The organism is Streptomyces sp. NPDC093568 (assembly GCF_044764945.1).
In the GTDB taxonomy this organism is placed as follows: Bacteria; Actinomycetota; Actinomycetes; order Streptomycetales; family Streptomycetaceae; genus Streptomyces.
In genome coordinates this window covers 312,766-326,461 of record NZ_JBIWJD010000009.1, presented here as the reverse complement: position 1 = coordinate 326,461, position 13,696 = coordinate 312,766, and the positions used below count along the sequence as shown (strand labels likewise).

General features: G+C 69.9%; 15 protein-coding genes. 3 read left to right on the top strand and 12 right to left on the bottom strand.

Going from position 1 to position 13,696, the window contains the following annotated elements:
- Window positions 1-43: 43 nt before the first annotated feature.
- The 5 genes from ACIRD7_RS32805 to ACIRD7_RS32785 all read right to left on the bottom strand — a co-directional run bounded on the left by ACIRD7_RS32805 (window position 44) and on the right by ACIRD7_RS32785 (window position 4,481).
- Window positions 44-676: a GNAT family N-acetyltransferase gene (locus ACIRD7_RS32805; protein WP_403459272.1), complete on the bottom strand. Its 633-nt coding sequence runs from the start codon at window positions 674-676 to the stop codon at window positions 44-46.
- Window positions 677-837: 161 nt separating this feature from the next.
- A complete protein-coding gene (locus tag ACIRD7_RS32800) occupies window positions 838-1,671 on the bottom strand; it encodes a MetQ/NlpA family ABC transporter substrate-binding protein (protein WP_403459271.1) in 834 nt (277 codons plus the stop codon).
- Between the two features lie 74 nt (window positions 1,672-1,745).
- Window positions 1,746-2,471, bottom strand: coding sequence for a methionine ABC transporter permease (locus tag ACIRD7_RS32795; protein ID WP_403459270.1), 726 nt, complete (start codon window positions 2,469-2,471; stop codon window positions 1,746-1,748).
- Window positions 2,468-3,505 (bottom strand): methionine ABC transporter ATP-binding protein, encoded by a 1,038-nt coding sequence (locus ACIRD7_RS32790; protein WP_403459269.1) that lies wholly within the window; start codon window positions 3,503-3,505, stop codon window positions 2,468-2,470. Before ACIRD7_RS32790 ends, ACIRD7_RS32795 begins: the two co-directional genes overlap by 4 nt.
- Before the next feature lie 328 nt (window positions 3,506-3,833).
- Complete coding sequence (locus ACIRD7_RS32785; protein ID WP_403459268.1) at window positions 3,834-4,481, bottom strand: HAD-IA family hydrolase; 648 nt, start codon at window positions 4,479-4,481, stop codon at window positions 3,834-3,836.
- Window positions 4,482-4,550: 69 nt separating this feature from the next.
- Between ACIRD7_RS32785 and ACIRD7_RS32780 the strand changes: the two genes are divergently transcribed.
- Both ACIRD7_RS32780 and ACIRD7_RS32775 read left to right on the top strand, forming a co-directional pair.
- Complete coding sequence (locus tag ACIRD7_RS32780; protein ID WP_272114697.1) at window positions 4,551-4,910, top strand: hypothetical protein; 360 nt, start codon at window positions 4,551-4,553, stop codon at window positions 4,908-4,910.
- Complete coding sequence (locus tag ACIRD7_RS32775; RefSeq protein ID WP_403459267.1) at window positions 4,891-5,328, top strand: hypothetical protein; 438 nt, start codon at window positions 4,891-4,893, stop codon at window positions 5,326-5,328. The genes ACIRD7_RS32780 and ACIRD7_RS32775 overlap by 20 nt, the downstream gene beginning before the upstream one ends.
- Here the strand turns inward: ACIRD7_RS32775 and ACIRD7_RS32770 are convergent.
- The 3 genes from ACIRD7_RS32770 to ACIRD7_RS32760 form a co-directional block, all read right to left on the bottom strand.
- Window positions 5,318-5,815 (bottom strand): GNAT family N-acetyltransferase, encoded by a 498-nt coding sequence (locus tag ACIRD7_RS32770; protein WP_403459266.1) that lies wholly within the window; start codon window positions 5,813-5,815, stop codon window positions 5,318-5,320. The two genes, ACIRD7_RS32775 and ACIRD7_RS32770, sit on opposite strands and share 11 nt — an antisense overlap.
- 45 nt (window positions 5,816-5,860) lie before the next feature.
- Window positions 5,861-6,367: a sigma-70 family RNA polymerase sigma factor gene (locus ACIRD7_RS32765; protein ID WP_403459265.1), complete on the bottom strand. Its 507-nt coding sequence runs from the start codon at window positions 6,365-6,367 to the stop codon at window positions 5,861-5,863.
- 74 nt (window positions 6,368-6,441) lie between these two features.
- Window positions 6,442-7,605: a glycerophosphodiester phosphodiesterase gene (locus ACIRD7_RS32760; protein ID WP_403459264.1), complete on the bottom strand. Its 1,164-nt coding sequence runs from the start codon at window positions 7,603-7,605 to the stop codon at window positions 6,442-6,444.
- A gap of 367 nt (window positions 7,606-7,972) precedes the next feature.
- Here ACIRD7_RS32760 and ACIRD7_RS32755 point away from each other — a divergent pair, with 367 nt between their 5' ends.
- On the top strand, window positions 7,973-8,647 hold the full coding sequence (locus ACIRD7_RS32755; protein WP_274237642.1) for a 1-acyl-sn-glycerol-3-phosphate acyltransferase: 675 nt from the start codon (window positions 7,973-7,975) through the stop codon (window positions 8,645-8,647).
- 52 nt (window positions 8,648-8,699) lie between these two features.
- Here the strand turns inward: ACIRD7_RS32755 and ACIRD7_RS32750 are convergent, their stop codons facing one another.
- The 4 genes from ACIRD7_RS32750 to argH form a co-directional block, all read right to left on the bottom strand.
- Complete coding sequence (locus ACIRD7_RS32750; RefSeq protein ID WP_403459262.1) at window positions 8,700-10,226, bottom strand: MFS transporter; 1,527 nt, start codon at window positions 10,224-10,226, stop codon at window positions 8,700-8,702.
- Window positions 10,223-10,849, bottom strand: coding sequence for a TetR/AcrR family transcriptional regulator (locus ACIRD7_RS32745; RefSeq protein WP_403459261.1), 627 nt, complete (start codon window positions 10,847-10,849; stop codon window positions 10,223-10,225). Before ACIRD7_RS32745 ends, ACIRD7_RS32750 begins: the two co-directional genes overlap by 4 nt.
- 83 nt (window positions 10,850-10,932) lie before the next feature.
- Entirely contained in the window at window positions 10,933-11,904 is a 972-nt protein-coding gene (locus tag ACIRD7_RS32740) for an aldo/keto reductase (RefSeq protein ID WP_403459260.1), read from the bottom strand.
- Between the two features lie 88 nt (window positions 11,905-11,992).
- Window positions 11,993-13,423, bottom strand: a complete 1,431-nt coding sequence (gene argH / locus ACIRD7_RS32735; RefSeq protein WP_403459259.1) for an argininosuccinate lyase — start codon at window positions 13,421-13,423, stop codon at window positions 11,993-11,995.
- Window positions 13,424-13,696: the final 273 nt, after the last annotated feature.

Below are 13,696 nucleotides of genomic sequence, written 5' to 3'. Positions count from 1 at the left end.
CGTGGGGTCGCCCGAGGGGCGCGCTCCGTGAGGGTACCCGGTGTCAGTTCCAGTCGCCGAACGACGTGAAGCCTTCGCCGCCCTGGTCGCCCACGCCTTCCAGGTCTTCGGGCAGCAGGCTCCAGACGATGAGGTCGGTGCGGACGTCGGTCCACGCGCCGCTGTCCGTCCGGGCCCGGGCTATCCAGGCGCCGCGCAGCACCCCCTCGCTGATACAGCCGATCTTCTGCGCCACCTGCTGGGAGGCGGTGTTGTCGGCGGCGGTGCGCAGCTCCAGCCGCTCGAACTTCTGGTCGTGGAAGAGCCACTGCGCGGTGGCGAGGGCCGCTTCACAGGCATAGCCCTCGCCGCGCGCCCAGGGGGCGATGACGTAGGAGATCTCGCTGGAGCGCACCCGCCAGTCGGTGTGCTGCAGGTGCACGATGCCGACCAGGCGCTGGGTGAGGAACTCGGTGACGGCGAGGACGATGCCGCGTCCCTCGGTGCGTTCGGCGGGGGCGAGTTCGGTGATCCAGGCGCGGGCGTCGGCCTCGGTGTAGGGGTGCGGCACGGAGGTCCAGGCGGTGACGAGTTCGTCGTTCATCATCTCGGCGAACGACTCGATGTCCAGATCCTCGAAGGGACGCAGCACCAACCGCTCCGTGCTGATGGAGATGTTGGGGAAGGTGCTAGTCATGCGCCGCTCCGTAACCTTCGAAAAATGTTCAAGGGCTGCTGAACTGCCCAGCATGCAGCATGAAAGCACTGAACCGCACCACGGGGTCCACACCAGGTGAAGGAGTGGACCCCGTGCGTGGCGATACGCGGTAAACGCACCGTCAGTTAATGGTTGACCTCTCAGAACGCCGGCACGACGGCGCCGTCGTACTTGTCCTCGATGAACTTCTTCACCTCGGGCGAGGTGAGCAGCTTCGCCAGCTTCTCCACGCGCGGGTCGCCCTCGTTGCCCTTCTTCACGGCGAGGAAGTTGCCGTACGGGTTGTCCGTGGGCGACTCGGCGGCGACGGCGTCCTTGGCCGGGCTGAGGTCGGCCTCCAGCGCGTAGTTGCCGTTGATGACCGCGGCGTCGACGTCACCGAGGGAGCGCGGCAGCTGGGCCGCCTCCAGCTCCTTGAACTCGATGTTCTTCGGGTTGGAGACGACGTCCTTGGGGGTCGCCTCGAAGCCGACGCCCGCCTTGAGCTTGATCACACCGCCCGCCTCCAGCAGCTTCAGCGCCCGGGCCTCGTTGGTGGTGTCGTTCGGCAGGGCGATCGTGGCGCCCTTCTTCAGGTCCGTCAGCTTCTTGACGCCCTGGGAGTACACGCCGAGCGGCTCCAGGTGCACCGTGGCGTTCGGCACGGCGACGATGTCGGTGCCGTTCTTCTTGTTGAAGTCGTCCAGGTACGGCTGGTGCTGGAAGTAGTTGGCGTCGACCTCACCCTGCTGCACGGCCGTGTTCGGCAGCGTGTAGTCGGTGAACTCCTTGATCTCGAGTTCGAGACCGGCCTTCTTCGCGAGCTTGTCCTTGATGTAGGTGAGGATCTCGCCCTGCGGGGTGGGCGTGGCGGCGACCTTCAGCGGGGCGCTCGCGTCGGAGCCGGAGTCCTTGTCCGAGCCGCAGGCGCCGAGCCCGAGGGTGAGGGCTCCGGCGGCGAGGACGGCAGTGGTGATCTTGGCGGTGTTACGCACGAAAAGTGCCTTTCCTTATGGGTGGTGCGACCCCGTGATGGGTGCCACGGGGAGTTCTGGGGGCTCAGACGGGCTCAGACCGTCTTGCTCGTCGCCGTCGACGCCTTGAGCAGCCGCAGCTTCGGCGCGGGGCCCGACTGGCCGCCGCGGCGGTGCAGGGAGCGGGCCGCGTAGTCGCCGGCGAACTGGATGAGGGAGATGACCACGGCGAGGATCGCGACGGTGATCCACATCAGTTCGGTCTCGAAGCGCTGGTAGCCGTAGCGGATGGCGATGTCGCCGAGGCCGCCTGCGCCGACCGTGCCGGCCATGGCGGAGTAGCCGATCAGGGCGACGATCGTGGTCGTGGTGCTGGCGATGACGGACGGCAGGGACTCGGGTACGAGGACCTTGCGCACGATCGTCCAGGTGTTGCCGCCCATCGACTGCACGGCCTCCACGAGCCCGCCGTCCACTTCGCGGACAGCCGTCTCGACGAGACGCGCGAAGAACGGGATCGCGCCGATGGCGAGCGGCACGATGGCGGCCTCGCGGCCGATGGTCGTGCCGGTGACCCAGCGCGTGAAGCTCATCAGCGCGACGATCAGGATGATGAACGGCATCGACCGGGCGACGTTCACGAGCTGCCCGATGACCTTGTTGGCCAGGACGTTCTGGAGCAGGCCGCCCCGGTCGGTGAGGACGAGGAGGACGCCGAGCGGGAGGCCGCCGACGACGGCGATGAGGGTGGACCAGCCGACCATGTAGAGGGTGTCCCAACACGCCTGCTCCAGCAGGGGCTGCATCTCGGACCAGGTCACAGCTGGGCACCTTCCTTGAGCAGAACGGGCTCCTGGCCCAGTACGTCGATCTGCAGGCCCTGTTCGCGCAGGAAGCCGATCGGCACGACGTTGTCCTCGTAGCGGCCGGGCAGTTCGATGCGCATCCGGCCGACCTGGAGGCCGCCGACGGTGTCGATGGCGGCGCCGAGGATCGAGATGTCGATGTTGTAGGTGCGCGAGAGCTGCGAGATGACCGGCTGGGTGGCGGCCTCGCCGTGGAAGGTCACGTCGACGACGGTGCGGTCGTCGGCGGAGGCCTCGCCGCCCACCGGGAAGAGCGCGGCGGCGAGTTCGGAGCCGGGGGTCGCGAGCAGCTCGCTGACCGTGCCGGACTCGACGATGCGGCCCTTCTCCATCAGCGCGGCGGAGTCGCAGATCGACTTCACGACGTCCATCTCGTGCGTGATGAGCAGGACGGTCAGGCCCAGCTGCCGGTTCAGGTCACGCAGCAGCTGGAGGATGGAGCGGGTGGTCTCCGGGTCGAGGGCGCTGGTGGCCTCGTCGGACAGCAGCACCTTGGGGTCGCCGGCCAGCGCGCGGGCGATGCCGACGCGCTGCTTCTGACCGCCGGAGAGCTGGGCGGGGTAGGACTTCGCCTTGTCCGCGAGCCCGACCAGGTCGAGCAGTTCGAGCGCCTTGCGGGAGCGTTCCCGGCCCGACCTGCCGAGGATCTCCAGCGGGAGCTCGACGTTGTCCTGGACCGTCCGGGAGGACAGCAGGTTGAAGTGCTGGAAGACCATGCCGATACGGCTGCGTGCCTGCCGCAGTTCCCTGCCGGCCCGGGGACCGCGTCCGGCCAGGGCGGTGAGGTCCTGCCCGGCGACGGTGACCGTGCCGGCGGTGGGGCGCTCCAGCAGGTTGACGCAGCGGATGAGCGAGGACTTGCCGGCGCCGGACTGGCCGATGACGCCGTACACCTCGCCTTCGCGGACGTGCAAGTCGACGCCGTCGAGGGCGGTGACCTCGCGGCCGCGTGAGCGGTAGACCTTGGTGAGGCCCGTTGTGGTGATCACTGGGGGTTTCCGTCACTGTCGAGTACGCGGGCGTGGGTGTGCCCTGGTACGGGAGGGAAGTCATGCGCGGGCAACTCGGTCACGTACGCGATGAGGCGAACGGACATGCCACGGCGGCTCGCTTCGGGGCGCGAGGCTCAGTAAGTGGTGCGGGGGCCCTCTAGAAGGCGCACATTCGGCGCATGGGACACATACAACGAGCACCGGGCGTCATGGTCGCCTCGGTCGCAAAGGTGCGGCAGCTCGTCGTGGTCATGCGATCAGTAAATCAGACGTATAGCGGTGACCAAGAACCGCTGTCCGCATTGCGGACAGCGGTGGACAGTCCTCAGCCTCGGACGGTGATCTCCACCGCCCCGTCGTTGACCAGCGCGGACAGGGCCGACAGGTCCTTGACGACCAGATCGGCCTCGACCTCGTGGGCCTGGTGGGTTGTGGTCAACGCCACGGTGGTCATTCCGGCGGCGCGACCGGCCGCGAGACCGGCGGGGGCGTCCTCGAAGACGACGCAGTCGGCCGGGTCGACGCCCAGTTCGCGGGCGGCGAGGAGGTAGGGCTCGGGGTCGGGCTTGCCGCGGGTGATGTCGTCGGCGGTGACCATGGTCTTGGGGAGGATGCCGACGGCGTCGAGCCGGGCCTCGGCGAGCCGGCGGGTGGCGGAGGTGACGACGGCCCAGCGGTCGGCGGGCAGCGAGTCGAGGAAGTGCTTGGTGCCGGGCAGCAGGTGCACGCCACCGTTCGGTACGTCCTCGACCTCCAGCGTCTCGATCCGGGCGAGGGCCTCCGGCACGACGTCGGCGGGCAGCAGTTCGGCGACTATCTCGACGGCCGGACGTCCGTGCAGCTCGACCCTGGCGAACTCCTCCGTGATCCCGTACTCCGCGGCCCACCGGGCCCAGCAGCGGTCCACGGAGTCGAGGGAGGAGACGAGAGTGCCGTCGTTGTCGAACAGGAGGGCTTGTGCACGGATCTTCATGCCCTCGACCCTACGGTGCGCTCCGGGGGCGGCCGCATCAGGCCTTTTGGGCCGTAATAGGCTCGCCACATGTTTGATGCCCTGACGCTGGTGACCGGGGTCGCCGCGCTCTTGCTCGCCGCCTGGTGCGGCTGGGCGGCCTACCGTGACCAGCCGACCAAGGACTGGCACTTCATCGGCATGGCCGTGGTGACGGTACTGGCCCTGGTGCAGCTGGTGGTCGGGATCGTGCAGCTGGCGCGGGGCGAGAAGCCGGAGCAGGGCACGACGATCTTCGTGGCGTATCTGCTGGGGTCGTTCGCGTGCATTCCGGCCGCGGGCTTCATGTCGCTGGCCGAGCGGAGCAAGTGGGGTTCGGTGACGGTCGCCGCCGGCGGTGTGGTGCTGGCCGTGCTGGAGGTGCGGCTCTATGACATCTGGGGAGGCTGAGGTGCCCGTGACCGAGGACAGGCCGACGCGGCTGATCAGCGGGCCCGGGGTGCTGCTGGTGTGGTTGTACGGCGTGATGGTCGTCGGCGCCGTGTCGCGGTCGGTGTACCAGATCGCGACGGAGTTCGACCGGGCGCCGCTCGCCTACTCGCTCTCCGCGCTGGCGGGTCTCGTGTACGGCTTCATCACGTACACGCTCGTCAGGGGCGGCGAAAAGGCCCGCAGGGCGGCGCTGGTGTGCTGCGCCGCCGAGCTCGCGGGCGTGCTGGTCGTCGGCACCTGGACCCTGGTGGAACCCTCGGCGTTCCCGGACGCGACGGTGTGGTCCGACTACGGCATGGGATATCTGTTCATCCCCGTGCTGCTGCCGCTGTCGGCCATCTACTGGCTGCGCAGGGCGCGAACCCTCAAGCCGTAGCGACGAAAGCGCCGACCTGCTTCTCCAGGACGATCATCGGGACCCCGTCGGCGCCCTTGGACGTGCCCACGGCCTCGTAGCCCACCTTGCGGTACAGACGGAGGTTGCCCTCGCTGCGGTGGCCCGCTTCGAGGCGGAAGCGCTTGGCTCCGCGCTGCTCGGTCAGGGCCGCTTCCGCCGCGCGCAGCAGCCGCGCGCCGATGCCGTGGCCCTGGAGGCGGGGGTGGACGCAGAGCTTGCCGATGGCGGCCGAGCCGTCCTCGGTGACGCGGCCGCGCACGGAGCCGACCACCTCCTCGCCCAGCCGGGCCACGAAGACGCAGTCCGCGGCGACTTCCTCCCGGACCGAGTCCAGGGTTTGGACGAGCGGGTCGATGCGGTAGTTCCCGTACAGCGCCGCCTCGCTCTGGAAGCACAGGTACTGAAGCCTGAAGATCTGCTCCGAGTCCTGCTCGGTCGCCGCAGAAATGGTCACACTCATGCCCATGTGCGCACGCCTCCCGCTCACCTGATCGCCTGTCGTCCCTCACTCCTATCCCCGCGCTCCTCGGGCCGCAACCTCCGGTGTGAGCAATCGGCGCAGACATCCCAGGCATCTGGAACGTTCCGGGCCGAGACTGCCCTGTGAGATACCCAACTCCCCCGCGATTTCCCGGTATGTCGGGTCGTGCGGGGCGAGCAGTGCCTCCACGAGCCGGGGGCAGCGACCGGGGAGACGGCGGACCGCCTCACGCAGGGCCCGGTGGCGGGCGGCGGCCAGGGCGAGGTGCTCGGGATCGCCGGCGTTCTCGTCCGCCGGCTCGTTCTCATACGGCCGTTCGAGCCGCGTCGTACGACGGCTGCGGCGGGCCTCGGAGCGCACGGCCCTGCGCAGCCAGCCGGGCGGGTCCGGGGGCGGGCCGTCGGAGTCGAGGCGTTCCAGGAGGCGGAGCCAGACCGCCTGTTCCAGGTCGCCCGGCTCCGCTCCGGAGGCCGGCGCCTCGGCGCGGGCCTCCGCGATGAGCAGGGGACGCAGGGTGGCAACCAGGTCGTCCGTCATGTACGGCACGACGCGGCCGCCCGGGCGGGAGGTTGCCCGGGCGGCCGACGGTCACCCCAATCGGGGCGGAGGGCTCAGCCGTTGACGAAGTCCTCGCGGGCCAGCAGACCGGTGTCGGGGTTGTCGGTGAAGACACCGTCGATGCCGGTGGCGAAGTACGTCCGGTAGGCGCCGAAGACGTCGCCGTAGGCGTCCGCGTCCGTGCCCTTGCGGAAGCTCGCGGGCAGGAAGGGGTTCTCGTTGCGCATCGTGTAGGGGTGCAGGATCAGACCGACCTTGTGGGCGTCGGCGACCAGCGTGGTGGGCTGGGTGAGGTTGCCGTTCGCGTCCTTCGGGATGATCAGGTCCAGGGTGGGGCCGATGCCCTGCGCGTAGGAGGCGATCTCCCTCAGGCCGGCCGGCTTGACCAGGTCGGCGACGGTGCGCGGGTCACCCGTCTCGACGAAGTCCCAGGGGCGGCTCGCCGCGCCGGAGAGCAGGACCACCAGCGGGTTGTCGACCAGCTTGTTCAGACGCTGGATGCTGGTCGGCTCGAAGGACTGGATGATGACGGGCGAGTTCCGCTTGTCCCGGCCGTACTTGTGCAGCACCTTCGCGATCCGCTCCTCCAGGGCGAGGCCCTGCTTGCGGAAGTAGGTGGGGTGCTTGAGCTCGGGGTAGATCCAGACCTGCTTGCCACGCTTGCGGGTCTGCTCCTCCTGCCAGCGCAGGACCTCTTCGAAGGTCGGGATCTCCCAGCGGCCGTTGTAGAGGGTGTTGTGCGGGCGGTTGGCCGGAATGCGCTCGGTGGCGCGCAGCGTCTTCAGCTCGGCGAGCGTGAAGTCCTCGGTGAACCAGCCGGTGACGGCGACGCCGTCGAGGGACTTCGTCTTCTTGCGGTCGGCGAACTCGGGGTGGTCCGCGACGTCGGTCGTGCCGCCGATCTCCGGCTCGTGCCGGCAGACGAGGTGACCGTCCTTGGTGGGGACCAGGTCGCCGGCCTCGACGATGTCGGCGCCCATGTCGAGGGCAAGCTGGTAGGAGCCCAGGGTGTGCTCCGGCCGGTAGCCGCTGGCACCGCGATGGCCGATGATCGTCGGCTTGGGCAGGCTCTTCACGCCACCGCCTCCGTGCCGGGCCTCCGCGGCCCTCGCCGTACCGGACAGCCCGAGGACCGCGCCGCCCGCGCCGAGCACGGCCGCGCCGAGAAGCCTCCGTCGTGCGGTCCCGGCCGTCTGCTCGTTCTCCTGGGTTCCCATGAGCGCCCTTCCTGCCTTCTCCTCATCGATGCGGGCCGATCGTAGGTGCGCGTCCATGACAGGTGGGAGACCCGGGGCGGAACTCACGGGAAGCGCCGGATGTCGTGTTCGAACGACGAGGTGACGGTCCGTCGGATTCACCCCGCCCGGGCGGGGCACCCGTCCCGGTGCATCCCCGAGCGATGTCCGTCACATCGTTGCGGGCACGTTACGGACGGTCCATGACGTGTCACCGCAGGTAAACGCAGGTCAATGGCGAGTAAGACCTGAGTGAAGTCGGCCCACCCGATGTGCGGGATCCCCGGGACCGCGAGTATCGTCCTCACCTGCACAGACTTATACGAATCCCTTGACACCGGAGGGCCCGTTGTCCCGCTTCGCGCTCATCAAGGCAGTGCTCGGACCGATCATGCGCCTGATGTTCCGCCCACAGGTGGAGGGCGCGGAGCACATCCCGGGCGACGGCCCGGTCATCCTGGCCGGCAACCACCTCACGTTCATCGACTCGATGATCCTCCCGCTGGTCTGCGACCGTCAGGTCCTCTTCATCGGCAAGGACGAGTACGTCACCGGCAAGGGCCTCAAGGGCCGCCTGATGGCGTGGTTCTTCACCGGCGTCGGCATGATCCCGGTCGACCGGGACGGCGGCCGCGGCGGCGTCGCCGCGCTGATGACCGGGCGCCGGATCCTGGAGGAGGGCAAGGTCTTCGGCATCTACCCCGAGGGCACGCGCTCGCCCGACGGACGGCTGTACCGGGGCCGCACCGGCATCGCCCGCCTGACGCTGATGACGGGCGCGCCGGTCGTGCCCTTCGCCATGATCGGCACGGACAAGATCCAGCCGGGCGGCGCGGGGATGCCGCGCCCCCGGAAGGTGACGGTGCGGTTCGGTGAGGCCATGGAGTTCTCCCGGTACGAGGGCATGGACCGGGACCGCTACGTGCTGCGGGCCGTGACCGACTCCGTGATGGCGGAGGTCATGCGGCTGTCGGGGCAGGAGTACGTGGACATGTACGCGAGCAAGGCCAAAGAGGCGGCGTAGCCCCGCCGAGGGTTCGTGGCCACGGCGGAGCCGCGCACCGACGCGGCTCCCCTTACCCGGCGTTGTCCAACCGCTGGCCGCGCAGCAGGAACCAAGCCGCGACCGCCGCCGCCAGCAGGACCGCCGCGCCCGCGCCCGCCGCGATCGCGAGGCCGTCGACGAAGGCGTCCTGAGCCGAGGACAGCATGGCCCGGGCCGAGTCCGCCGGCATGCCTGCCGCGGCCTCCACCGCAACGCCCAGCGACTCGTGCGCCTCCGCCGGAGTGCCCGCAGGGCCTGTGAAGTCCCGGTACACACCGGTCACGATCGAACCCAGTACGGCGATGCCCATCGCCGCGCCCAGTTCGTACGCCGTCTCCGACACCGCCGACGCCGCGCCCGCCTGTTCCTTCGGCACGGAGGACAGGATCACGTCGGACGTCACCGTGAAGGAGAAGCCCGCGCCGACGCCGACCACCAGCAGGGCCGCGCCCAGCAGGGGGTAGCCGGTCGAGCGGTCGATCACCGTGAGCACGGCCAGGGCGAGGCCGATCGCCGCGAGGCCGCCGGAGACGACGGCCCGGACCGAGAAGCGACGGGCCGCACGGCCGGCGATCAGACCGGCGACCACCGCGCCGATCGCGGCGGGCAGTTCGGCCAGGCCGGCCTCCAGCGGGCCCCGGCCCTGCACGAGTTGCAGGAACTGGGAGAGGAAGAACACCAGCCCGGACAGGCCGAGGATGGTCAGCAGGTCGGCCAGTACCGCGCTGCTGAAGCCGCGGTGCCTAAAGAGCCGCATGTCCAGCAGCGGGGCGGGGAGCGTGAGCTGGCGGCGTACGAAGCCGTACAGCGCGGCCGCACCCAGCAGGCCCGCGGCGAGCGTCGTCCACGCGAAGCCGTGGGCGGCGGCCTCCTTGATGGCGTACACGACGCCGATCATGCCGACGAGCGACAGCGCGACGCTGAGCAGGTCCCACGGACCGGGACTCGGGTTCCGGGATTCGGGCAGCAGCTTGATGCCGACGAGGACGAGGACCGCCATCACCGGCAGGTTGATCAGAAAGGCCGAACCCCACCAGAAGTGTTCGAGCAGGAAGCCGCCGACGATCGGGCCGACGGCGGTGCCTGCGGAGGCGGTCGCGCCCCAGATGCCGATGGCGAGGCTGCGTTCGCGCGGGTCGTGGAAGAGGTTGCGGATCAGGGCGAGGGTCGCCGGCATCAGGGTCGCGCCCGCGACACCGAGCAGCGCCCGGGCGACGATCATCATCTCGGGTGTCGTCGCGTAGGCGTTGAGGACGGACACCGCGCCGAACGCCGTGGCGCCGACGAGCAGGATCCGCTTGCGGCCTATTCGGTCGCCGAGGCTGCCCATCGATACGAGCAGGCCGGCGATCACGAAGGAGTAGACGTCGCCGATCCACAGGAGCTGGGTGCCGGAGGGCTTCAGGTCCTCGCTGATGTAGGGGGTCGCGAGGCCGAGGACGGTCGCGTCGACGGCCACCAGCAGCACGGCGAGCACGAGGACGGACAGCGCCAGCCAACGGCCCGGACGCTTCGTCACCGCCTCGGTCGTACCCGTCGACTGCAGGGTGCTGGTCATGATTCCTCTCTCTGTGGTGCGGAGTGCTGTGGTGCGGGGTGCTGTGCTGCGTGGTGCTGTGCTGCGTGGTGCTCTGGTGCGTGGTGCCGCAGTGCGCCGCCGAGCAGCAGCTCGACGATCATGTGGGTGAAGTCGTTGCGGGCGACCCGGCCCTCCGCGACCGCCCAGGCGCCTGAGCCGAGCAGGCCGTAGAGCGCCTCGGTGAGCCAGACCGGGCTGAGGTCGATACGGAACTCGCCGCTCTGCTGGCCGCGTCGGAACAGCGCGGCGATGCGGTCGTCGATGCGCGCCCAGCCCGCGTTCTGCTGCTCGCCCTCGAAGAGCTGGTTCTCCGTGTAGAGGAAGGCGAGCAGTCCGGCCGAGGGCTCGATCTCGCGGACCAGCCGGTGCACGGCGTCGCGCGCCGGGCCTTCGTCCAGCCGGGCCGCGTCGAGCGCGGCCTCGCACTCCTCGATGCCGAGCGACTCCAGCGCGCGGACCAGGGCGTCGCGCCCGGCGAAGTGCCGGTGCAGCGTGGCCCGGCTGATGCCGGCCGCCTTGGCGACTTCGTCCATGGTCGCGGTGGCTTTTCGGGTCAGCAGGGCTGCGGCGGTGCGCAGGACGTGGTCACGATCTACGGCCATGAGACAAGAATAGCGCATGTGAGACATGAATGTCTCACAATGGACGTGCGTGACTCATTACCGCTGATCAACGGGGGTGCGGATCAGTGCCAGGGCAGCCGGCCGCGCCGCTCCCAGTAGGCACCCGGCTCCTCCACCAGCGTGGCCAGCCGCTCCAGCTGATCCTCCTCGAGGTCCACCACCGCGGCGTGCAGATTGGACGCGAGCTGCACGGTGGTCGCGGCGCCGGATAGGACCACGCCGGCCCACGGCCGGCGCAGGATCAGCGCGAGGGCGACGGCGTCACAGCCCAGGGACGTCTCCGCGGCCACGGCCTTCAGCGCGTCCGGGGCGTGCGGGTCCGCGAGCCGCCCGTTGGCCATGCCCTCCTTGACGATCACCGTGAGCCCGGCGTCGTGGGCCTCGGCGAGGGCGGGGCCGGCCGAGGTCTCCAGGGCGTTGTACGTCGACTGGACGGTACGGAAGAGGGGCTCGCCGTCGACGGTCACCGCGAGGGCCGCGCGGATGGCGTCGGCCTGGGCGGGGCCGCTGGTGGAGAAGCCGATAGTGAGGCCGCCGGCCGCGGCCTCGGCCAGCCGGGCGTGCAGGTCCTTGTCGGTGAGGGCGGGGCTGTCCGGGGTCACCGAGTGGATCTGGTAGAGGTCGAGACGGTCGCCGAGGAGGGCGTCGGACTCGGCGCGCTGACGTTCGTAGACCGCGAGGCTGTGGTCCTTGACCTCGTGCTTCTCGGCGTCCGTCGTCCAGTCGGCGGTGTAGGTGTAGCCCCATTTGCTGCCTACGACGATGTCGTCGAGGCCGGGGCGGGCCCGCAGCCAGTCCGCGAGGAACTCCTCGGAGCGGCCGTAGGAACGGGCGGCGTCGAAGTAGCGGACGCCCTGGGCGTAGGCGGCGTCGAGGAGTTCGTGGGTGCGGGCGCGCAGCGTTTCGACGCCGCGGTTCTCCCCGAGGTCCTCGTCCCGGCCGAGGTTGATGTAGCCGGGGCGGCCGACGGCGGCGAGGCCGAGTCCGATGTGGCAGGTGGGGGTCGTTGCTGTTGCCAGTCGGGCGAAGGGCATCGCGGGCTCCGTTCGGTCGGATCCGTTTCGGCTTCCGACCAACCTAACCCGTGATGACCTTCGCCTCCGAGGTCGGGCTCCCGAGCCGCTACCGGCCCTTCGCCTCCGCCCACTGGTGCTGTGCCGCCACGTTCGCCTTGACCTCGGTCAGCTGTACGGCCACCGCGCTCGGGGCCGTTCCGCCCCGGCCGTTGCGGGAGGCGAGAGCGCCGGGCACGTTCAGCACCGTGCGCACCTCCGGCGTCAGATGGGCCGAGATCTTCGCGAACTGCTCGTCCGTCAGCTCGTCCAGCTCCTTGCCCTCCGCCTCGGCGACCTTGACGCACTCACCGGCGACCTCGTGCGCGACGCGGAAGGGGACGCCCTGCTTGACCAGCCATTCGGCGATGTCGGTGGCGAGGGAGAAGCCGGCCGGGGCCAGTTCCTCCATGCGCTCGCGGTTGACGGTGAGGGTGGCCATCATGCCGGTGAAGGCGGGGAGCAGGACCTCCAGCTGGTCGCAGGAGTCGAAGACCGGCTCCTTGTCCTCCTGGAGGTCGCGGTTGTAGGCGAGGGGCAGCGCCTTCAAGGTGGCGAGGAGACCCGTCAGGTTGCCGATCAGACGGCCGGACTTTCCGCGCGCCAGCTCCGCGATGTCCGGGTTCTTCTTCTGCGGCATGATCGACGAGCCCGTGGAGAACGCGTCGTGCAGGGTCACGAAGGAGAATTCCTTCGTGTTCCAGATGATGATCTCCTCGGCGATCCGGGAGAGGTTCACCCCGATCATGGCGGTGATGAAGGCGAACTCGGCGACGAAGTCGCGCGAGGCCGTGCCGTCGATCGAGTTGGCGGCGGAGCCGTGCTCGAAGCCGAGGTCCTTCGCGACCGCCTCCGGGTCCAGGCCGAGGCTGCTGCCCGCGAGGGCGCCCGAGCCGTACGGCGACACGGCCGTGCGCTCGTCCCACTGACGCAGCCGCTCGGCGTCCCGCGACAGCGACTGCACGTGCGCCAGGACATGGTGGGCGAAGAGCACCGGCTGGGCGTGCTGGAGATGGGTCCGGCCGGGCATGGCCACGTCCGGGTGGGCCTCGGCCAGGCCGATCAGCGCGTCCTGGAGGTCGGCGATCAGGCCGCCGATGACGCGGGCGTGGTCCCGCAGGTACATCCGGAAGAGGGTCGCGACCTGGTCGTTCCTCGACCGTCCCGCGCGCAGCTTGCCGCCGAGGTCGGGGCCGAGGCGCTCCAGCAGGCCGCGCTCCAGGGCGGTGTGCACGTCCTCGTCGGCGATGGTGCCCACGAAGTCGCCGGCGGCCACGTCGGCCTCCAGCTGGTCCAGGCCGACGATCATGCGCCGCAGTTCGTCCTCGGTGAGCAGGCCCGCCTTGTGCAGCACGCGCGCGTGGGCGCGCGAACCGGCGATGTCGTAGGGCGCGAGCCGCCAGTCGAAGTGGACGGACGCGGACAGCTTGGCCAGGGCCTCGGCGGGACCGTCGGCGAAACGGCCGCCCCAGAGCCGTACGTCACCGCTGTTGCTGCTCACTCGCTGTGCTCCTCGGGAGGTCTGGGTGTGGCACCGCCTCCCCGTGGCGTGAACGGGGAGGCGGTCGTCAGGCTAGTGCGCGGTCACCCCACGCACTCGCCACACATGACGTGCATGAGTATGCAGAGCTCTGCATGGTTCGTCAATCTGGGTCGAACCCGGCGGAAATTCCCGCCTCTCGTTGAACGCGGGAAACCGCTTACCCGTACCTCTCGCCGAACGCAGGCGCCGCGTTTGTAAACGACGACCCCCGAACCCGAGTGAGGCATCCGC

Coding starts and splice junctions, on each gene's coding strand:
- ACIRD7_RS32805 (WP_403459272.1), bottom strand. CDS start 676: ATGACTAGCACCTTCCCCAACATCTCCATCAGCACGGAGCGGTTGGTG.
- ACIRD7_RS32785 (WP_403459268.1), bottom strand. CDS start 4,481: ATGAAGATCCGTGCACAAGCCCTCCTGTTCGACAACGACGGCACTCTC.
- ACIRD7_RS32780 (WP_272114697.1), top strand. CDS start 4,551: ATGTTTGATGCCCTGACGCTGGTGACCGGGGTCGCCGCGCTCTTGCTC.
- ACIRD7_RS32775 (WP_403459267.1), top strand. CDS start 4,891: ATGACATCTGGGGAGGCTGAGGTGCCCGTGACCGAGGACAGGCCGACG.
- ACIRD7_RS32770 (WP_403459266.1), bottom strand. CDS start 5,815: ATGGGCATGAGTGTGACCATTTCTGCGGCGACCGAGCAGGACTCGGAG.
- ACIRD7_RS32765 (WP_403459265.1), bottom strand. CDS start 6,367: ATGACGGACGACCTGGTTGCCACCCTGCGTCCCCTGCTCATCGCGGAG.
- ACIRD7_RS32760 (WP_403459264.1), bottom strand. CDS start 7,605: ATGGGAACCCAGGAGAACGAGCAGACGGCCGGGACCGCACGACGGAGG.
- ACIRD7_RS32750 (WP_403459262.1), bottom strand. CDS start 10,226: ATGACCAGCACCCTGCAGTCGACGGGTACGACCGAGGCGGTGACGAAG.
- ACIRD7_RS32745 (WP_403459261.1), bottom strand. CDS start 10,849: ATGGCCGTAGATCGTGACCACGTCCTGCGCACCGCCGCAGCCCTGCTG.
- ACIRD7_RS32740 (WP_403459260.1), bottom strand. CDS start 11,904: ATGCCCTTCGCCCGACTGGCAACAGCAACGACCCCCACCTGCCACATC.